Below are 20486 nucleotides of genomic sequence, written 5' to 3'. Positions count from 1 at the left end.
ATGTCACATTTTAGACAAAAACACTATATAGGATGGATACTATGCGCTATAAAAATATAGATAATCATGTAACGAATAAGAAATCGATTGGCGACATGTATCGCTGGCGTAAAGAACGAAGCAAGAAAAAGAAAGACGTGTCATACAACGTACCACAATCTGAAGAAAAGCAAATCGCGTACTTACAATCAAATAAAAAAGACACAACTATTACATGGATTGGTCATTCAACATTTCTTGTACAACTAGATGGCTGTACAATTTTGACCGATCCTGTGTGGGCATATCGAATGGGATTCGATAAACGTCTAACCAATCCCGGTCTTGCGATAAGTGATTTACCAGAGATTGATGTCGTTGTCATTTCACACGGCCATTATGATCACCTTGACTTCCCGACCTTAAAAAAACTCCCTCACGGTATTACATACTTTGTGCCTGTCGGATTAAAGAAGCTATTTAATAAGAAAGGATTCACAAATGTAGAAGAATTCACATGGTGGGAAGAACAAACATACAGAGGTGTTACATTCTCCTTCGTTCCAGCTCAACACTGGACTCGTCGAACGATGCTTGATATGAATACATCTCATTGGGGTGGCTGGATGTTCCAAGGAACAGAAACAATTTACTTCGGCGGAGATAGCGGATACTTCCATGGTTTCAAAGAAATTGGTGAGCGATTTGACATTGATATTGCGCTTATGCCAATCGGTGCATATGAGCCAGAATGGTTCATGCGCGATTCTCATATGGCACCGGAAGAAGCTGTACAAGCATACCTTGATATTCAAGCAAAACACTTCATCCCGATGCATTACGGTGCGTTCCGTCTAGCAGATGATACAACAGCCGAAGCATTAGAACGACTACATGAAGCGTGGGAGAAATATGAATTACCAAAAGAACAACTGACATGCTTATCTTTAGGTGAGACATACAAATAACAAAAAGGAGTGTCACAGCAATGTGATGCTCCTTTTTTCATTAGTTTAATACACCATTCCGTAAAATCTCAACTTTCGTATTGACCTTAAATTTAACGTCTTTGTACATTTTGTACCACATATCGTTTGTAAGATGTACTCCTCGTTTATGAGCATTGTATCTACTACCAAACCCAATTGGATCACAATCTTCTTCTTGTAGATTCGCTAGTAATCCTTCTACATTTTTCTTTATTTCTTTCGCGATTTCCTTTTCGAGTACCGGATATAACTTTTCATCGATGACCATTTTTTCCGTTACTTCAAATATTCCAACCTTTGCATCAATGTCAATTTGAAAAGTTATCGGCTTTTCTTTTATCACTTTAATTTTCGGCTTTGCCTTAAATTGATTCAACATAATGTGGAATGTCTCATTCTTTGGTTCCCCTTGCACATGCTTTTTGAATGGTTCAAATGGTAACTCCATCTCCTGCTCTACTTTCTGGAACCCTTCTCGCATTAAGCCTAAATAAAATTTATATTGTTCTGGCAAAATAAATTTCATCTTGCCTCTTCTCATCATGGCAATCCCATCGACAGACACGCCATTTTTTGTTTGCTTAATAATTGGTAAAATGGAATCTTGTCCTATTTCATAGTGATCTCTCGCAAAGTTATGAATCGTCGACTCTACCATCGTTTCTGCCTTCACATTCTGCTGAATCATTTGATAAATATAAATCCCTACATTTCCTTTCTTATCAAACTTCTTCTGATCTAATAATTCACGTGCACTCCCCTCACTAATCGCCAAGTATAAATTCGCTTGTGTAGATGCATCTCGTATTAATGATTCGACATATGTAATGATGCCATCCTTTGCTAATTCTTGATTAAATATCGCGACACGTAATTGACCCGATACAAGGCGATTACTCACTTGATAATTCGCATCCTTTCGAAATCCCTTAACAGTAAATCCTTCTCCTTCAAACTCCTCTGCTACTTGCTCTGTCTTCTGCCCAAAATGATGTGTAATAACTTTCCCTTTCACCTTTTCACCGTCTTTATCATACCCAACCGCAATAATTAGCCCTAAATTCTCCAGTACTTTCTGATTCACGCATCCAACTAAACTAAAGAGACAAATGATGATGAATACATATTTTTTCTTCATGTGCTTTTCTCCTTGTTCTTCTTTAGACGGAAATACACCTTTGTATAGATAAACAAAAAGAAAGGATAAATAAAAGCCATAACAGCCATTACCGCTTGGACAACTTTATTAAAATCATTTATTTGTGGACGTTTATAAAAGAATAAACTTGCCAGCAAGAAAATAACTGACAATAAATAAACAGCGTACTTTTGTTTCATCCCAAATATTTTCTTTACTCCCTTTGAACATAGCCATAAATAAGTAATACAGTTTGGCGCTACTAAGATTAACACAAGCGAAATGATAATGACTTGGAACTGTTCTAGAAAAGGAAAATGAACGACTTTAAATAAATTTAACGACACCCATACATTCTTCTCTAACTCTTGTGCACTAAAGAAGCCAATGGATAGAAGCATTAAATACAAATATGCTAGTGTGCTTAATAGATTCCCTAAAAATGCATAATTCCTTACTTTCTTTTTCTCTTTTGTATACGGATAAAAGAAATACAGCACTTCAAATCCCATAACGGTTATCACCATTTGATACGTACCTTTCGCAAGATCTTCAAATGAACTTTCGAATACAGGTAAGTAATGAACCATCTTCAAATTAGAGAGGGGATATTTTAAGACAAACAACATCCACATCGTACAGAAAAAAGCTAAGAAACAAAATCCAGCAATAACCCTTACGCCTCCAAAAACACAATACATGCTTATCGTGATAAACATAAATGCAACAACCCATATTTTTATATCAAAGAAAATATACGTTCGAATAATTTCATAAATACTTGCTAAAAGCGCAACAAATACGAGTGAGAAATAGGTGACATATATTGCATTAAGTATGTTACCCATTATCTTTCCAAACACTTCTTTATGAATGTCGAACAAGTCTGCATCTGTAAACTGTTCAAGTGTTTTTGTAATGAAGTAAATACTAATATGAGCGGCTATTCCGGCCACGATGACAGGAATCCATGAATCTTGTTGTGCATGCTTAAACACCGGACGTTGAAATGCTGTTACCCCTATTCCAATCTGAACCATACTCACAATAAATACGATTAAATAACTATTAAATAATAAGTGTGGAGCTATTTTTTGTTTTGTCATCATCTCATAACCCTACTCATCAATATCTTTGTTTTTTTCAATATACGTAGAAGGATCGTTTTTCTTTTTATCTCCAGAACGGCTGTATACTGGGCGATACTTAATCATTTTCTTAGGCATAAAAATAATACCTTTCGTGAAATCCTCCCATCGAAGCGGGAATATCGGTTCTAAGAATGGCCTACCTAAACTAGTCAATCGTAATAAATGAATCATTAATAAGGTCAATCCATATACAACACCGATTAATCCGTACATTCCTGCCAGAACGATTAGAGGATAACGAATAATCCTCATCGCTGTACCAAATACATACTTCGGAGCAGTAAATGACGCTAATGCTGTAACGGCCACAATAATGATGAGAATATTACTTGTAAGACCAGCTGACACAGTAGCCTGCCCAATAACAATCGCTCCTACAATTCCCATCGTTTGCCCTACCTTTGTTGGAAGCCTCGCCCCAGCCTCTCGCACTAAGTCAATAATTGCTTCTAACATGAGTGCTTCTAATACAGGTGGGAATGGTACATTCGCTCTGGATTTCCCGATTGTCATTAACAACGCTGATGGGATAATTTCATAATGATACGTCAGTGCTGCAACATAAGATGCTGTTAACGTAATCGAAATGAATACGCCAAATAAACGTAGTAACTTATAAAAGGTCGCCATTTGCCATCGATAGTACGCATCGTCGTTTGCTGAAAAGAAACTAAAGAAGGACGTAGGTCCTATCGTTGCCATCGGACTACCATCTATTAGTATAGCTATCTTGCCATTCATAATCGATTGTGTTACACGGTAAGGTAGTTCTGTGTTTAATAACTCTGGAAAGATTGAATACTTTTTGTCTTCCATCAATTGTGCGAGTATCGTTCCATCTCCTACCTCATCCATCGAAATAGCCTTTAACCGCCTTTTGGCATACTCTACAACTTGTTCGTCTGCTAACTCATCCATATAGAAAATACGAATTTCCCTTGGTACTCTAGTTCCTACTTGCATCGTATCAATCTTTAGCGCGGCGTTATTCAAAATCTGCCGAACAACTTGTGTATTCGTAGAGAGTGATTCTGTAAACTGGACATTCGGACCTAAAACACTCGATTCATTTTGAGATTCTGAGAGTGCTCGTTGCTGTACGATAGCCAAGTTAAAAAGAACACTATTCGTTTCAGTCTGTACACAAACAGCAATCCAACCACCTAACAACGATTCATAAAGCACAGACACGTCTGATTCTACTTTATATTCAGCAATTGGAATTGAATGAATGAGAAACTGATTAGACAATTGTTCTTCCTGTATATGTAAAATCTCTTTAATAAGTAAATGATTTAACTCCTGTTCATTTACACTTCCCTTTACATACACTATCGCAACTTGCTGTTCACCCACTTGGAGCATTCTTATTAATAAATCCGGATTGTGTTGTTTCAATGCTTCTAATTGCTTCACTTTCTCATGAAATTGAACATAGTTCGTTACTTCTTGTACTTCATTATTATTTGTAGTAGATGTTCCTTGTCCTTTTTTCGAATCATTGCTTTTGAAAAACACCCTATCACCTAATCTCATCTACGACTTTACTCTGTATCATCCCCAAATTTATCCAAAATAACCAAAAAAAGAGTCTAAGACATTTGTCTTAGACTCTTTTCAACCTTACTCCGCAAAATAAGAAAAACCAATCGCACCAACACCTGTATGTGTGCTAATAACTGGTGTTGTATCATACACCGTTATGTTTTCGAATCCACTCACTTCTTGAATCGATTCTTTCAATTTCGTTGCGACTTCTAATGCTTTTGCATGCGAAATACCTACTGCTTTAATTGTTTTGCCATTTACTTCTTCTTGGAAATATTTCGTTAACGTTTTGACTACTTGCGAATGACTTCTCGCTTTCGATACAGGTACGTATACTCCTTCTTCCAACGTCGCAATCGGCTTAATATTTAATAACGAACCGATTAACGCTTTTCCTTTTCCGATTCTGCCACCCTTAACTAGATTATCTAACGTATCCACAACAACATATAATCGAGAATGATCTCGCACTTCTTCAAGGCGGGCTTTAATCTCTTCTAACGAACATCCTTCTTGTGCCATCTTCGCTGCCTCTAGCACTTGAAAGCCAGTTGCTTGTGACATATACGTCGAATCAACTACTTCTACATGCGTAGAAGTTAACGTAGCTGCTGTACATGCTGATGCATATGTACCACTCATCCCACTCGTCATATGAATAGAAAGAACCGTACTACCGTCTGCACCAAGACGATCGTATACTTCGACAAATGATCCTACTGCTGGCTGTGATGTCTTCGGTAACTCACTAGATGCCATCATTTTCTCAATAAATTGTGCGGGCGTTATGTCAACTCGATCTAGGTATGTTTGGCCGTCAATAATAAAAGATAATGGTACTACCTCTACCCCACATTGCTCCAATACGCTCTCTGGAATATCCATCGTCGAATCTGTTACTATTTTGATTTTCCCCATACTCTATTCACTTCTTCCTCACAAAATTCTTAGTTCGTCTGTGCTGTATACCTCTCTTGCTCTATCTTATCATAAGTCTACATAAGCAAACTACCATCATTTAAGGAATCTAGGAAAAACATTCACTTTAACTTCAACCAACCTTCAAATAACGAATCGTCTTCTAGCTGTAAATAATGTTTTATAAAGCGAACAAATTCATCTGTGTCTATTTCTTTGTATTGATAGAGGCGGACGTATTCTTTTAGGAATGCTTCGGCAGTTTCTCTTCCACTATAACCATCAAATATCTCATTTATCTTCATAGGAACCTGACCATAAATATAAGCGAAAATCAACGTACCTTCATAATCATTCAGACTTAAGTTAGATGGCCTAACACCATTAGTTTCTAAAAACGAACCATAATGTTCTTTTGAAAGATTCTTCTCCAAAAACATATCCGTCGCTAAGCTTGTCATCCCTTCATCTATCCATGCATGAAAATAAGGATCGTTCGTTACCATGCCGTAAAACCATTGATGGGCAATTTCATGGACAATTGCTTCAACTAGAAACTCTTTCGGAACTTCCTTCGCAGAACTAACTGTTACGATTCCTGGATACTCCATTGCCGGTCCATCTAGTATAATATCAAGCTCATTATGTGGATATGGACCAAATGTTGTTGAAAAATACGTAAGGGCCCTCTCGGCTATTCCAAACACTTCTTGTAATAGTTCATCCGATTCATCTACACCAAGCATCCTTATCTTGACATTCTGTATATTCCGTTCCACAACTTTTGGATTCTTCATAATGCCTACATAAAATTCTTTCACCTTCTCTGCATGAATAACGCCATTCCTCCCACTAGGCAGACGATTCTCGCCAGTGGTAACGATTGTATATTCTTCTGGTATATCATATGCAACTTTGAAGTTACTAAATGTTGTGTGATAAGATTCTCCGTTATTCGCATAAGGTTGCTTATTCCAGCCGTTACGATACGTCGGAACCATCGGATACCAATGGGCAAGATAATAATTTTCTCCAATTCGGCTAAATCGGAACCCGCTTATTGGCTCCTTAAACTCATACTTCATATGGAATGTAACACTCTTATTCAGAGCTACGCCTTCTTGTAGCGGAACATGTAACATATCTTGCTCAAGTGTATAGGACCTTTCTTTTCCATCCACTTTAAGTGATGTAATTTTAATAGGCGTAGACACATTCGGTATCACATACAACTTTAAATCCGACCATGTCTCATCTGATAGATTCGTAATCGTAATTTTTGCATCTGCCCGAAACTTACCTTCCTCATTCATAGCTAATTTCATATCATATTCACTTTTACTACCTGGCAAAATTTCTTGCGGTGTAAAACCTTCTAAATTCGAAACAACCCTCTTTTTACTTTCTTCCTTAACCTTTAGTGCTTCATTCGTCGTTTCTTTGGCAAAACACCCGCTAAGTACAATACTGATTACTAAACTAATCGATAGTAACAACTTGTACTTTTTCACCCTACCACCCCTACCAAAAAATGTATTTCAATAGAAGTACTACATCCGCTTTGTCGATTCCTGCCAAAAAGTAAAAAAAGTGAGCTCTACCCCGGTAGAACTCACCTTCACTTTATTCATTATGTGTAAAATCTTCTTGTTCTTGTATCATACGCTTCATTCGACGCTTGTACGTAATTTTTGACACAGAAATACTAATTTCATAGACAATTAATAATGGAATTGCCACTAAGAAGTCGGAAATGAAGTCTGGCGGCGTAATACAAACTGCGATAATAATTAAAATAAAATATGCATATCGCCTTACTTTCGCTAAATACATCGGATTCAAAATTCCGATTGCCGTTAAAAACATAATGACTAACGGTAATTCGAATAACACTGCGAATGGTATCGTCATATTAAATACAAAGGAGAAATATTTCTCCGCTGTAAACATCACATTAAACATATCTTCTCCTAAGTTCATTAAGAACTTAAGGACGATTGGTAAAATAACGAAATACCCGAAAGCAAGTCCTAATAAGAACAACATGAACAACGCTGGAATGAACCATATCGTTTTTCTTTTTTCTTGAGGCTTCAATGCCGGGCTTACGAATGCCCATATTTGGTATGCCGCAAATGGTATCGTTAAAATAAAAGCAAATACGGCCGCAATCATGAAATGTACCCATAAAATTTCGCTTGGCCCAATCGCTGTTAACGGCTGCCCTAAATCTTTAATAAGAAAATGATAAATTTCTTTCGTATACACAAAGCCAACGATTATAAAAACTAAAAAAGCAAGCGCTGTATAAATCAGCCTTTTTCTTAGTTCTCCTAAATGATCGATGACCGTCATTTCTTGCTCATTCACTCTGCTCACCACACTTTTTGTAACATACAATGAAAAAGATGCAAGATATAATGTCTTACATCTTCTCTATTCGCCATCTATTAGACTTTTTTCACGTCTTTTGTTTCAACGTCATCATTCGCGATATCTTTTGTTGATTTCTTGAATTCACGTAACGTTTCACCAAATGCACGGCCGATTTCAGGTAACTTCTTCGGTCCAAATAAAATTAGCGCAAGAAGGATGATAAGAATCATTCCTGGTACACCAATGTTTGCCATACAATTTCCCCCTAAATGTAAATGGAATATATACTGTCCCTTTATCGACTACACATAATTACCCTATTCGTAATCTAGTAAAGCAACAGTACTTCCTTTTATAATATTTGTTATTCTTAGTATAGCACTTTTAATTTTTGCTGGTCAATTTAACGAGTTAAGGATGTAACAATCTTTTTTATAGTTCATAATAGTAGTAGCCTTTTCGTATGTGAAATAGTATGCTTGTATATAAGTATATACACATTCTCCGTAAAGTAGGTGGACACAATGAGTTATCCGTTAAAAGAAGAAATTGCCAATGCTATCACACATGGTGTTGGTGCATTGTTAAGTATTCCCGCTTTAATTATGCTAATTGGTCGCGCAACAAGCCAAGGTGATTCCTTAGCGCTCATGAGTTCGATTATATTTGGCACAAGTATGTTTATCTTATACTTATGTTCGACGTTAATGCACAGTATCCATCACCACAAAGTACGCAAACTATTCAAAATACTAGATCATGCAGCAATTTATATTTTAATTGCCGGCACCTATACACCATTCCTATTATTAACAATTAAAGGTACACTTGGTTGGGTATTGTTCGCCATTATTTGGACGATTGCGATTGGTGGTGTTGTATTTAAATCCCTTTTCATCGGACGCTTCAATGTAATCTCAACAATCGCTTACGTCATTATGGGCTGGTTAATTGTTGTAGCAATTAAGCCATTATATGACGGATTAGAATTAGCTGGATTCTGGCTTTTAGTTGGTGGCGGTGTCCTCTACACAGTAGGTGCAATCTTCTACTTATGGGAGAAGTTACCCTTTAACCATGCGATTTGGCATGTGTTCGTATTAAGCGGTAGCGCATGCATGTTCTTATGTGTCTGGCTGTTTGTAATTTAAAAATATAAATCGAAGCACATCACTCTTTATACGGTGATGTGCTTTTTATTTTTAACAAAACGAACTCACATGGTAAAATACGGATAATAAGCTACTGAGGAGGATAACAATGGCTACAATACGTAGGGCGTTCAAACATGTTTTCTTAGATGTAGTTGCTATGTGTAAAGGTTTTGCATATGGATTTGTTATGGTTAGCTTATTTATCTTGCTTATGGGTGCGCTCTTATACGGCATTCTCTTTGTAAAAAATGTCGTTTTCTAAGATTTATCGACCAAATGATGCGTTTATTGGTCGATTTTAGAATTCCATCAGTCTTTCACAACGAGAGGAGAAACAATGTGAAATGGTTTACAGGAATTGTACTAACTATCATTCTCGTTCTAGGTGGCTCTTTCATCATTCATTTCACTGGGCTTCCGTGGAGAGAAAAAGCCATCGGGAAGGAACTACAAGAACATCTTGAACAAAAGTACAATATCAAAACAAACATAAAAGAAACATATTACAATTTTAAATATGGAACGTATGGTGCGCATTTTTATGAAGAAGGAAAAGGTGAACGTCTCCTATTCCGTGCAGAAAAAATAAACGATGGCATTGAAGATACATATGACGAAGAGTTATGGTTCTGGCAACTAAATAAAGACGTAAGTCCAATCGTCAAGAAATATATCTCTAATCTAGATTCATATAGAGCTATTTCTACAACATATGGAAACAAATATCATGGTCATGGCAGCATTCCGCATTATAAAGACGTCGGAGATACTTTCCTTTACCTTATCTCTCTCAACAAAAAGTGGGACGAAATAGACGAACAGATCGTCCATGCGGAGTTGTTTCACGTCATACAAGAAGTACAGAAGCAAAATATAACGAATGTAGATATTGAATTGGCTCCTTTTTTCGACTTTACGAAGCCTGTAGATCCTAAACGTATTTATATCCCAAAAAGTTCCCTCCATGAAATAAAGATGAAAGAAGATATCGTGAAATATGTGAAAGTAGATTACTAACTATATACATACGGCCTTTATATCAAAAGGCCGTTCCACACTACTATCTTTCCTCCATAAACTCTATTAAACACTATGAACCCAACTATCATCCCATTGACAGTAAAAGTAAATTATGACATTATATCTCTTGTTCCCTTCATCCGAAAAATACATCTACGAAACTAAAATAACAACTTAAGAGGTAAAAGAAAATGAAATGGTTTTTAAGAATAGTAGCAGTAGGTATTATTGCTTTCATCGGATTTTTGTATTTCTCATTTGCAGGTCTTCCTTGGAAAGAACGAGCAATCGGAAAGGAAATACAAGAACATTTAGACAAGAAATACAACGTTAAAACGAATATTAAAGAAACGTTTTACAATTTCAAACACGGAATATACGGTGCTCATATCTACATTGAAGGCGAAGAAGGAAACTTAGAATTTTACGCGGAGAAAGTAACGGACGGTATAAGAGATACATACGGTGAGCGATTATGGTCTTGGCAAATGAAAAACGAAATGGGTCCAATTTTGAAGAAACATGTCCCCAACTTAGGTTCACACGGAGCTGATCTCCAACCTACTACTCCCTATGATGGTAGTGGCATCATTCCCCACTACAAAGATGCTGGACAAGCTTTCTTCTACCGCATTGTGCTAGACAAACCTTGGAACGAAGTGGATGAACAAGCCGTTCATGAAGGGTTATTCCATGTTATTCAAGAAATGAAGGACAAAGGAATCAACACTATTACCCTCTACTTAAGTCCTGTATTTGTCCATACCAAGGCTCCCGATCCGAAAAACATCCGTATTCGTAACACAGATATGGAACAAATCAAAACAAAAGAAGATATTGCAAAATATGTTATTACAAGTGACGGTTCACCTTACTAGAGTGCTAAAGCTAGCACTCTATTTTTTTAGAAAAAGGATTTCCATCTCCTTATAGCGAAATAAATTAGTATGGGGGTGGAGAAAATGGACTTAATGTTTTGCATTTTTTTAGTAGTAGCACTTATTGTTATTTGTTTTGTTCATGCAGAGTTCAATGGCCTTCCTTGGAAAAAACAACGGGTTAGCAAGAAACTACAAAAATACGCTGAAAAGAAATATAACATTCAAACAACGATTAAAGAGAAATATTATAATTTCAGAAACGGTGGCTATGGAGTTCTCCTGTATGAAACAGAAAAAGGAGAAGATGCCCTCTTCACTGTCATCCAAATTGGAGAAAATATAGAAGATTCATATTCTTAATATGTATATTGAATGATATAGGGTGCTAAATCACGCGAGATTTTAGTACCCTTTCTTCTTATGCTAAACGCACGATAAACTTATGGGGATGATAGAAATGAAATGGGTACTTGGTATCTTACTAACCGGAATCATCATTGTCGGCGTCTACTTTTATATTGGATTCAATGGCCTCCCGTGGAAAGCACAAGATACTGCAAATGAAATACAAATGCATCTAGAAAATAAATATAGTATTAAAACAAGCATAAAAGACACATATTTCAACTTTAAACAAGGAACCTACGGGGCTTATTTTTATGAAGATGGAAAAGATAAGACCTTTCAATTTCACGCAGAGAAAACGCATAGTGGCATAGAAGATACATACGGTAAAGAGGTATGGTTTTGGCAAATTGAGAATGATTTAAATCCAATTGTACAGAAGCATATGTCCAACTTAAACACTTATGAAGCGACACATACACACGGACCTGGATATACCGGAGACACAAACATTACCCACTACAAAAATGCTGGGCAAACTTTCAACTATCGGATTGTTCTAAACAAACCTTGGGACAAATTAGATGAACAAATCATCTACGAAGAACTACTCCAGGTCGTCAAAGAAATTAAGACAAAAGAAATAAAGAATGTGGATATAGAATTGGCCCCTACTTCTACACAGCACTCCGATTCAAAGAGCATACATATCCCAGACTTCGCCATAAAACATATAAAAACAAAAGAAGATATCTTAGAATATATCGTAATAAACACTATCTCTCCATACTAAATTAATAACAACGCGCTCTTATTGTATAAAAGGACTTCCCACTTCTTATAGCGAATAAAGATGTAATATGCGAGGGCAAATAAATATAGGGGGATTAAGGTGACTATGGATAAAATAAAACTGAAATGGGTATGGATTGGCTTATCTAGTATTTTCGTAACAGCAATTATTCTCTATTGGGGCTGGTTTTACGTAAGTTTTAATGGTCTACCATGGAAAAAGTATGTCATTGCAAATGAACTGAAAGAACATGTTGAACAGAAATATAACATCGAAACAACCATTGAAGAACGCTATTATACGTTCAAAAAACCTAGTTATGGTGTTCGTTTATCGGAAAAAGGAAAAAATGAAACCTTTACATTTACAGCAGACAAAGTTGGAGATGAATTACTAGACTCTTACCTTCAACACGTATGGGCATCACAAATAAACGAGGATATGCAACCTATTGTCGAAAAACACATGACAAATGTTCATAAACATACCGCTCATCCTAGTTCTCACATTGAATACAACTATACTGGCGTTATTCCCCTTTACAAAGATGTGAACGAACAATTACAATACCACATTTTACTCAAGAAGGTGGATGAAGAAGTTACATTAACACAGCTATTTCATGTCATAGACGAGATGAAGAAAAAAGATATACGAAATGTTCATCTATATGTAGGTTCACAAACTCTTCCACCAAAAGCTAGTTTTAAAACCCTTGATATTCCAGGAAATGAGCTTGACAATATAAAGACAAAAGAAGATATTTTGAAATATAGATAAGGAATAAATAACTGAAATGAAATGGATATTCCTTATCCTTATCATTAGTACAATGGTTTTCACTGGCTATATTTATGTAGAATTCCAAGGACTTCCGTGGAAAAAACTAGTGTTTATGGCACAAAAAAACGAAAGGAATTACCTTATCCTTTCGTTGCAAAAGATGACCTATGAAAGAAAAAAATTCCGCGCAATACCGAAAAAAAGATACACAGCTATCATAGCTGCTATATAATTCAATACGAGGTCTTTGTATTTACTAGCTACCGTCTTATTAATTCTCGTATAACAATAGACACCTATAGCAATTGATACTACAAACTCTCCAATATCCGCTAAGTAAATATGACTGGAAAAAGATGTGGATGAAAACAATGCTTCAAATGAATGACTAGCAAAGAAAATAACTTGAATCGCAATAAGAGCGACTAGGATTTTTTGGCGACTAGGATTTTTTGAATGGTGTACTTATCCTTCATCATTCCACCCCCTTTTTGACATATTCTCCAATGAAACTACTTTCTCCTTTTAGAGAATATACATATTCAAAATATCCCCTTTTATAAACATAAATGCTATACTCAAAAGAAAAAGAGAGATCTTACATATACAAAGAAACTCAGAGTCGTCTAAACTCTGAGTTTCTTCTTGTTTTCTACGTATTATAACTTCGAAGCTACTCTCTCTTCTGTTAGCTTCGCTATTTCTTTAATTTCTAAATCTTTCATGTCTTCCATGAATAATGGCTCGGAAATAATTAGTTTCACATGTCCTGGTTTCACACGATTTCCATTTGATTCATAGATTTTGTGTGTTCCGCTAATTGTAATTGGAACAATTGGTACACCTGATTTCACCGCTAAATGGAAACTTCCTGTCTTAAATTCTTCCATTGCATCACCTTTACTACGTGTACCTTCTGGGAAGATAAGTAAGGAATGACCATTCTTCAATAATTCAATTCCGTCTTTAATCGCTCGAAGTGATTGTCTTCTATCTGAACGATCCATGAAGACAGAATTCATTTCTACCATCCACTCACGCACGATTGGTAATTTCTTTACTTCTACTTTGGAAATGAAGCCAAATGGCTTTGGTAAGTACCCCATTAATAATGGAATGTCAAAATTACTTTGATGATTTGCTACGAATAATACCGAACGATCTTGCGGAATGTTCTCTAACCCTTCCACTGTCACTGTTGAACCTGTCGCTTTCAGCATCCCTTGGCCGAAGCTATTCGGCGTCTGATGCACAAGCTTGTCTTTTTCTATTGCTGGCATATCCTTTGGTAACTTCTTCATCTTAAGAAGTCTAGGATATGTGCCTAAAGTTAACGCTACAATGTACAATGCAGCATAAATCGTACGAAACATATGTACCCTCCACTAATTCATTATCTTATTTATTATACAAAATGTACCTCTATAAGAAAAGACTGTTTCCATAAGAAAATAGAGTATATGTACCCATATACTCTACTTTTCCTACTTACTTATTTCTCATACACAACAAAATCATAGTCGTATGGATTCTTTTCATCGTTTAGTCCTTTTTCAGAAGAAATGACTTTCCATTCCTTTGGTATCTCCGGGAAGTATGTATCCCCTTCAAACGCATGATGAATATGTGTTACATATAGACGACTCGCAAGCGGCAGAGCTTCTTTGTAAATTTGTGCACCACCAATTACGAACGCCTCTGTCTCTTTCGTTTGTTCTAATGCTTCATGTAGCGAATGAACAACTGTAACTCCCTCCGCTGTAAAATCGCTATTGCGCGTCACAACGATATTTTCACGACCTGGAAGTGGACGACCAATTGATTCATATGTTTTGCGTCCCATGATAATAGGTTGTCCCATTGTCGTGCGTTTAAAATAGGCTAACTCTGCTGGCAAACGCCACGGTAAATCGTTGTCCTTACCAATTAGACGATTCTCATCCATTGCCCAAATGAGGGAAATCATACACTTACCACTCCTTTAATATGAGGATGTGCATCGTAATCTTCTAATGTAAAGTCTTCGTATGTGAAGTCGAAGATAGACTTCACATCTGGATTAATTTTCATCTTTGGAAGTGGTTTTGGATCACGTGTTAATTGTAATTCCACTTGCTCTAAGTGGTTCGTGTAAATGTGCACGTCACCGAAGGTATGAACGAACTCACCTACTTCTAAATCACATACTTGTGCCACCATCATCGTTAATAACGCATACGATGCGATATTAAATGGTACGCCTAAGAATACATCTGCCGAACGTTGATATAACTGGCACGACAACTTTCCATCTGCCACATAGAACTGGAAGAAGCAGTGACATGGTGGTAATGCCATGCTGTCGATATGTTCTACATTCCATGCCGATACGATTAAACGACGTGAATCTGGATTATTTTTAATTTGTTCAATAAGATTTGTAATTTGGTCGATCGTCTCGCCTGTTGATGTCGGCCATGAACGCCATTGGTAACCGTATACTGGACCAAGATTTCCCTCTTCATCTGCCCACTCGTTCCAAATACGCACGCCGTTATCTGTTAAGTACTTAATATTTGTATCGCCACTTAAGAACCATAATAATTCGTGGATAATCGATTTTGTATGTACTTTTTTCGTTGTTACAAGCGGAAAACCTTCTTGTAAGTTAAAGCGCATTTGATAACCAAACGTACTAATTGTGCCCGTTCCTGTGCGGTCTTCTTTCTTCGTTCCATTCTCGAGTACATGTTTGCATAAGTCTAAATATTGTTTCATCAAAACGCCCCTTTTCCGTTAACTTTTAAAAATTAATTTTATCATAAGAAAAAAGAAATAAACATTCTTGACGTTTTGAATTGATTGTACTTCAAATACGGTATGTGAAATATTTATGGTAAGTAGATAAAAACCAACACGCTACTCGGCTGTTGATTTTATCCATTTTTTATGTGATTCTCAGTCATACCTCTCTAATTCCAACACCCCAAAATGAAACTTCGCTGTCTTACGTTTGTACACGTCAAAGCCAAAACGGGTGAATCGTTCGCTTTTGTAATGGTCTTTCAAAACGATGCGTTGCTTTGCTACTCGCTTCGCCTCTCCCATTACCTCTTCCGTTATATCTGTATAAAGAGCCAAATGTTTCAATCCTTTAATACCATCAGATTCTTGAATGTTCTCTTCAAACATTGGATCGAAATAAACAACATCAAAGCTATTCTCCTCACATGAGTGTAAGAACGACAAATATTCGCTATTTCGAACTTGTACTCTTCGCATCGCTGCATCGACTTCTTCATTACCACTTTGCCATTCTTGTAATCCTTTTTGCACAAGGTAGGCGCTATATGTATTTCCTTCAATCCCAATAACACGACCGCTCTCTCCAACGATGTGACTTGCGACAATGCTATCTGATCCCATACCAAGTGTACAATCGAGCACTCGCATACCGCTCTGTAGCTTTGCGGCATCCATAAATGGATCATGTTCACCTCGTTGTAATCGCTTCACACGGAACATAGCAGAATTTGGGTGGAAGAAGAATGCCTCTTCTCCGTGTACAGTATGTATTTCGAGACGATTCTTTCCAACTACTAATACATCTTCGTTCGTCTGTTGTTGGATTGCAGTAATAGATAAATCTTTACGTACGAAATAGTCGCACTGCAAAACTTCAGCAATTCCTTTTGCATATGCAATCATTTCTTTATTCGTTCTTCCTGCTGTTGTTATTAACATGTCTTATCCTTTCTCTTCGTCCCATTGCTCTGCTTTTTGCATCACATTATTCACGAATGCTTCTTTTCCGTTCTGATAATCGTGAGTGTTGTGTGGGAACCTCCGTTGTAGTTCAAATTTCAATTCCCCGTATTGTCTCGCATCATCTGTGTGTTCTTGTAAGTATTGTTTGAAAAGTAGATGTTTCTTAATCTGTTGATTTCCGTCCTCATATAGATGAACGTGATGTGTTCGTTCATCCCCACCTTTAATAAAATAACGTCTACCAGCAATCCCGTTTTCCCCGCGTGACATATATCCTAACCCCTTCATACCCTCACAACTTACTTCCGCCTTTTGCATATCATCCACAACAAGTAAAATATCAATGATTGGCTTTGCATATCCAATATGTTTCACAGATGTACTGCCAATATGATGAATTTCCGCTGATGGAAAAATGCACTGCAATGCCTCTTTCTCTCGCTCAAACATGACTTCCCATTCCGCTGTCCACAGTTCAACTCTCGTCTTTCGCATCCCTCTATCCCCCTAATAAAAGAAGAGACGCTATGCACGTCTCTCCTGTTTACTCGCAATGAGCTTCAAATGCTGATGTTAAGTTGTTAAAAATACCTTCTAATGTGTTGTCTTCGATGTGGTGGCGTGGAATGAAGTGAACAACTTCTTTTCCTTTTAATAATGCCATTGATGGTGAAGATGGCTCGATATCGCCGAAGTATTCACGCATTGTTGCTGTTGCTTCACGGTCTTGACCTGCAAATACTGTTACGATATTCGTTGGTTTCTTCTCACTTTGTAATGATGCTTGAACAGCTGCTGGACGTGCTAATCCTGCTGCACAACCACATACAGAGTTCACTACTACTAATGTTGTACCTTCTACTTTGTCCATGAAATCATGTACTTCTTCAGCCGTTGTTAACTCTTGGAAACCTGCACGCGTTAACTCATCACGCATTCCTTGTGCCATTTGTCTCATATATTGATCATATGCATTCATATTTTTACCCTCACTTAAAAAATTTCTTCTATGTACGTTAAACGTCATTATTATACCACATTTCCATCGTTAATATGGCTTCTATACGAACTTATACATCAAAATATCGTCAACGTATTCATTCTCGCTCAACTTGAATTCACGTACTTTCCGTCCCTCTTCAACGAATCCAAGCTTTTTATATAAGGCGATGGCACGTATATTTGTTGCAAAAACGCCTAAGCTCACTTTTTCAATAACTGGATGTTCTGTTGCCCAATCGAGTATCGCCTGTATTAATCGTCTACCGATGCCAATATCTCGATATTCTTTCTTGATAAAAATACCAATAGAACCTGCATGAGCTAAACGAGCACGGTCCGATGATGAAAACATCGTCCATCCAACTACTACTCCTTCTACTTCTGCAACAAACGCCATTTCTCGTTCATTCGCCAGTAACTGCTGAATCCATATGCGTTGTTCTTCTTCTGTTCGCTTGAAATCCTCTGGAACTGTAATTAGAAATTCACGCTCGCTTGCTATTTCAAGATGTAGTTGTACAATTATTCGTGCATCGTCTGGACGAACAGTACGAATTGTTATGTTTTCCATTGTTGTCACCCCCGGTAAGAAATATTCCACATCGTATGCATGGAATCCTTCTCATAAGATGCACGCATATATGAAGATAGTATCTATATACTCGTTCTTATTCTTATCATGTATATGCTCTGACACTCTTTCCTACTAAAAAACATCCCATTTTATAATACGCACACTTATTTTTCATTGCTTCCGTTTAAAAAACAAGTTACTATTTTACCAATAAATAGAATTTACAAAACAGGAGGTATGAATATGTACTGGGAGACACTTCCGAATTGGTTTTGGATAATTTATTATGCTGTGTTAGTACTAACATTAGGAACAGCAATATTCAGTATCATTCGAAAGAAACGAGTGAAATTGGCTGCCACAACGATTTTCTTCACCATCATCAGTTGCATAGGAAGATTACCAGGAATGAATATGAGCATGTCATTCACCACTTACAACAAGGTGCAATTTGGGCTATCTTCCTTGTCTTTATGCATGTATGTATCATCGTATGGTTGGTTTCTCTTTTGTTTCCAAGGAAACAAAAGAACCCATAAAAATAGGAGGCACAAGAAATGGAATTTAACGATTTATATTTCATCTCCATATTCGCCCCTCTCCTTAGTATATATTTACTTCTTAAACATAAAGCACTCATATTAGGCTTTTTGAACCTTATTACATGGGTGTCTTTTTTCATTGTTCAATTTTCAGGTGTTTTTGGCGTTGGTGGTGACAGTAGCCAGCCAACATGGAAATTCCTACTCACTTGCATCATTATCATTAATACGTTGTTCTTATGCATATCTATTTTGTACTACATGAAATTCAAAACAATGCGTTTTCTCTACATTTTAATATTAGCGATACTTTCTATTAAAGTTGTTATATTAGTAGAAGATTGGCAAAGTGGATTGTTCTTTCTTATTTCTCCTATGTCTGTCTTAATATACGCTATTAATGCTGGAATAGAGCTTTATATAAAACCTCGTCACACCTAGCACTTCTCTCCTATACAAAAACATCCCATCATCTATAAATTATCAAAGCTGAATTTAAGAAACAAAGGAAAGGACAGTACATTTTATATAACTAATATGTACTGTCCTTTCGTAACCTCCCAATTCAGCCCTTTCACGAAACACGTATAGCATATAAAGAGATTAATTCACTTTGACAATTCAATCTCGATGGTATCTTCTACATAAGTATTTCCACTTTCTGTTTCCCTTACTATATCTATCGTTACTTGTTCATCACTTTCCCAATCGACATTGAAGTTATCTGGTGTATACATTTCTGTAAGAGTAAATTCTTTATATTTTTCTAAAACGCTACCCCTTTTTCCATAGTAGATCCTTACAGATGAACGGGGTTCCGCTATTTCTCTAAACTCAATAATATTTATTAGATTGGGAGATTCACTTGTTTTAAAGGTAAAGGAACCGACTTCTTGTTGTACCTCCTCGCTAGCTTTTGAATCAAATTTAGCTCCATTAGATTCATTTGATGTTTTAAATTCTATAATCTCAGGTTCTTGTTCTTCTCCGTACAGAGTTATCGTTGCTTCGTAATCATTTTCCCAACTTACTGAGACGTTTGAGGAGTCAAGAGTTTTCCCATCGTTTGAAATGACTTTATCTAAATGTTCCCACCAACCGCATTTAATTCTGACAGAAGATGGACCAAAGAGAAAAGCCGAACCTTTTTGAACGACTTTAATCGTATTCATATTATTTGGAGAATGACTTTTCACAAGTGTAACTTCCTTAAAATACATGTCGTAAGAAAACCAACCTACAAATAAAATGATTGGACTTAAAATAAGTACAACAGTAGTGAGACATCCCCATCTCACTTTTTTCTTAGTACCTTCACTATTTTGTTTAAGGTCTTTTTCCATATTCATTTATGTACTTCCTTTTCCATTACTTCATAATTAAGTTTTTGTTTTCACAATCACGCTGCCTAGCTATTTCTGAAAAAACAAAAGCTGTATCTTAGATTATTGGTTATCATCACAATAAAAGAAAAAGTGGATACCATGATTCATATCGAACATAGTATCCACTACTATTTGTAGTATGTTAAAACATTGGCCGTGAG

25 protein-coding genes are annotated in these 20486 nt (G+C 36.6%); 9 read left to right on the top strand and 16 right to left on the bottom strand.

Annotation, left to right across the window (positions count from 1 at the left end; all coding sequences use genetic code 11):
- Positions 1–32: 32 nt before the first annotated feature.
- The gene (locus IEV41_RS03480; RefSeq protein ID WP_188387047.1) at positions 33–947 is read left to right on the top strand and encodes an MBL fold metallo-hydrolase; all 915 of its coding nucleotides are present in this window, start codon (positions 33–35) and stop codon (positions 945–947) included.
- A gap of 40 nt (positions 948–987) precedes the next feature.
- Here IEV41_RS03480 and IEV41_RS03475 read toward each other — a convergent pair whose 3' ends face one another.
- The 7 genes from IEV41_RS03475 to IEV41_RS03445 all read right to left on the bottom strand — a co-directional run bounded on the left by IEV41_RS03475 (position 988) and on the right by IEV41_RS03445 (position 8353).
- Positions 988–2106 carry a Ger(x)C family spore germination protein gene (locus IEV41_RS03475; RefSeq protein WP_188387046.1) on the bottom strand — a complete coding sequence of 373 codons (1119 nt, stop codon included), beginning with the start codon at positions 2104–2106 and terminating at the stop codon, positions 988–990.
- Positions 2103–3215, bottom strand: coding sequence for a GerAB/ArcD/ProY family transporter (locus IEV41_RS03470; RefSeq protein ID WP_188387045.1), 1113 nt, complete (start codon positions 3213–3215; stop codon positions 2103–2105). The genes IEV41_RS03475 and IEV41_RS03470 overlap by 4 nt, the downstream gene beginning before the upstream one ends.
- Before the next feature lie 9 nt (positions 3216–3224).
- Positions 3225–4775, bottom strand: a complete 1551-nt coding sequence (locus IEV41_RS03465) for a spore germination protein (RefSeq protein WP_188387044.1) — start codon at positions 4773–4775, stop codon at positions 3225–3227.
- Between the two features lie 105 nt (positions 4776–4880).
- Positions 4881–5723 (bottom strand): DegV family protein, encoded by an 843-nt coding sequence (gene fakB / locus IEV41_RS03460; RefSeq protein WP_188387043.1) that lies wholly within the window; start codon positions 5721–5723, stop codon positions 4881–4883.
- 122 nt (positions 5724–5845) lie between these two features.
- The gene (locus tag IEV41_RS03455) at positions 5846–7234 is read right to left on the bottom strand and encodes a M1 family metallopeptidase (protein WP_188387042.1); all 1389 of its coding nucleotides are present in this window, start codon (positions 7232–7234) and stop codon (positions 5846–5848) included.
- A 112-nt stretch (positions 7235–7346) separates the two neighbouring features.
- Complete coding sequence (gene tatC, locus IEV41_RS03450) at positions 7347–8078, bottom strand: twin-arginine translocase subunit TatC (RefSeq protein ID WP_188388664.1); 732 nt, start codon at positions 8076–8078, stop codon at positions 7347–7349.
- Between the two features lie 95 nt (positions 8079–8173).
- Entirely contained in the window at positions 8174–8353 is a 180-nt protein-coding gene (locus tag IEV41_RS03445) for a twin-arginine translocase TatA/TatE family subunit (protein WP_188387041.1), read from the bottom strand.
- Between the two features lie 270 nt (positions 8354–8623).
- Here IEV41_RS03445 and trhA point away from each other — a divergent pair, with 270 nt between their 5' ends.
- The 7 genes from trhA to IEV41_RS03410 all read left to right on the top strand — a co-directional run bounded on the left by trhA (position 8624) and on the right by IEV41_RS03410 (position 13072).
- Positions 8624–9250 (top strand): PAQR family membrane homeostasis protein TrhA, encoded by a 627-nt coding sequence (gene trhA / locus IEV41_RS03440; protein WP_188387040.1) that lies wholly within the window; start codon positions 8624–8626, stop codon positions 9248–9250.
- A gap of 109 nt (positions 9251–9359) precedes the next feature.
- Positions 9360–9515 carry a hypothetical protein gene (locus IEV41_RS03435; RefSeq protein ID WP_188387039.1) on the top strand — a complete coding sequence of 52 codons (156 nt, stop codon included), beginning with the start codon at positions 9360–9362 and terminating at the stop codon, positions 9513–9515.
- A 77-nt stretch (positions 9516–9592) separates the two neighbouring features.
- The gene (locus tag IEV41_RS03430; RefSeq protein WP_188387038.1) at positions 9593–10270 is read left to right on the top strand and encodes a YfjL-like protein; all 678 of its coding nucleotides are present in this window, start codon (positions 9593–9595) and stop codon (positions 10268–10270) included.
- A gap of 194 nt (positions 10271–10464) precedes the next feature.
- Positions 10465–11151: a YfjL-like protein gene (locus IEV41_RS03425; RefSeq protein ID WP_188387037.1), complete on the top strand. Its 687-nt coding sequence runs from the start codon at positions 10465–10467 to the stop codon at positions 11149–11151.
- Between the two features lie 84 nt (positions 11152–11235).
- Positions 11236–11514, top strand: coding sequence for a YfjL-like protein (locus IEV41_RS03420; RefSeq protein ID WP_188387036.1), 279 nt, complete (start codon positions 11236–11238; stop codon positions 11512–11514).
- 97 nt (positions 11515–11611) lie between these two features.
- The gene (locus IEV41_RS03415) at positions 11612–12292 is read left to right on the top strand and encodes a YfjL-like protein (RefSeq protein WP_188387035.1); all 681 of its coding nucleotides are present in this window, start codon (positions 11612–11614) and stop codon (positions 12290–12292) included.
- A gap of 105 nt (positions 12293–12397) precedes the next feature.
- Positions 12398–13072 (top strand): YfjL-like protein, encoded by a 675-nt coding sequence (locus IEV41_RS03410; protein ID WP_188387034.1) that lies wholly within the window; start codon positions 12398–12400, stop codon positions 13070–13072.
- A 662-nt stretch (positions 13073–13734) separates the two neighbouring features.
- On the opposite strand, the gene IEV41_RS03405 is transcribed toward IEV41_RS03410, so the two are convergent.
- The 8 genes from IEV41_RS03405 to IEV41_RS03370 form a co-directional block, all read right to left on the bottom strand.
- Positions 13735–14448, bottom strand: a complete 714-nt coding sequence (locus IEV41_RS03405; RefSeq protein ID WP_188387033.1) for a lysophospholipid acyltransferase family protein — start codon at positions 14446–14448, stop codon at positions 13735–13737.
- Between the two features lie 119 nt (positions 14449–14567).
- A complete protein-coding gene (locus IEV41_RS03400; protein WP_188387032.1) occupies positions 14568–15041 on the bottom strand; it encodes a dihydrofolate reductase in 474 nt (157 codons plus the stop codon).
- Positions 15038–15832: a thymidylate synthase gene (locus IEV41_RS03395; protein WP_188387031.1), complete on the bottom strand. Its 795-nt coding sequence runs from the start codon at positions 15830–15832 to the stop codon at positions 15038–15040. Before IEV41_RS03395 ends, IEV41_RS03400 begins: the two co-directional genes overlap by 4 nt.
- Positions 15833–16012: 180 nt before the next feature.
- The gene (locus IEV41_RS03390; protein ID WP_188387030.1) at positions 16013–16798 is read right to left on the bottom strand and encodes a class I SAM-dependent methyltransferase; all 786 of its coding nucleotides are present in this window, start codon (positions 16796–16798) and stop codon (positions 16013–16015) included.
- A gap of 3 nt (positions 16799–16801) precedes the next feature.
- Positions 16802–17317 carry a GrpB family protein gene (locus IEV41_RS03385; RefSeq protein ID WP_188387029.1) on the bottom strand — a complete coding sequence of 172 codons (516 nt, stop codon included), beginning with the start codon at positions 17315–17317 and terminating at the stop codon, positions 16802–16804.
- 49 nt (positions 17318–17366) lie between these two features.
- Positions 17367–17801, bottom strand: coding sequence for a BrxA/BrxB family bacilliredoxin (locus tag IEV41_RS03380; protein WP_188387028.1), 435 nt, complete (start codon positions 17799–17801; stop codon positions 17367–17369).
- Between the two features lie 81 nt (positions 17802–17882).
- Entirely contained in the window at positions 17883–18395 is a 513-nt protein-coding gene (locus IEV41_RS03375; protein ID WP_188387027.1) for a GNAT family N-acetyltransferase, read from the bottom strand.
- A gap of 287 nt (positions 18396–18682) precedes the next feature.
- Complete coding sequence (locus tag IEV41_RS03370; protein WP_188387026.1) at positions 18683–18820, bottom strand: hypothetical protein; 138 nt, start codon at positions 18818–18820, stop codon at positions 18683–18685.
- Positions 18821–18955: 135 nt separating this feature from the next.
- On the opposite strand from IEV41_RS03370, the gene IEV41_RS03365 reads away from it, so the two are divergent.
- A complete protein-coding gene (locus tag IEV41_RS03365; RefSeq protein WP_188387025.1) occupies positions 18956–19381 on the top strand; it encodes a hypothetical protein in 426 nt (141 codons plus the stop codon).
- 167 nt (positions 19382–19548) lie between these two features.
- Here IEV41_RS03365 and IEV41_RS03360 read toward each other — a convergent pair whose 3' ends face one another.
- A complete protein-coding gene (locus IEV41_RS03360; protein WP_188387024.1) occupies positions 19549–20289 on the bottom strand; it encodes a hypothetical protein in 741 nt (246 codons plus the stop codon).
- Between the last annotated feature and the right edge of the window lie 197 nt (positions 20290–20486).

This window comes from Priestia taiwanensis (genome assembly GCF_014638355.1).
Lineage (GTDB): Bacteria > Bacillota > Bacilli > Bacillales > Bacillaceae_G > Priestia_D > Priestia_D taiwanensis.
The sequence above is the reverse complement of the archived record's forward strand: the minus strand, read 5'-3'. Positions and strand labels throughout refer to the sequence as shown.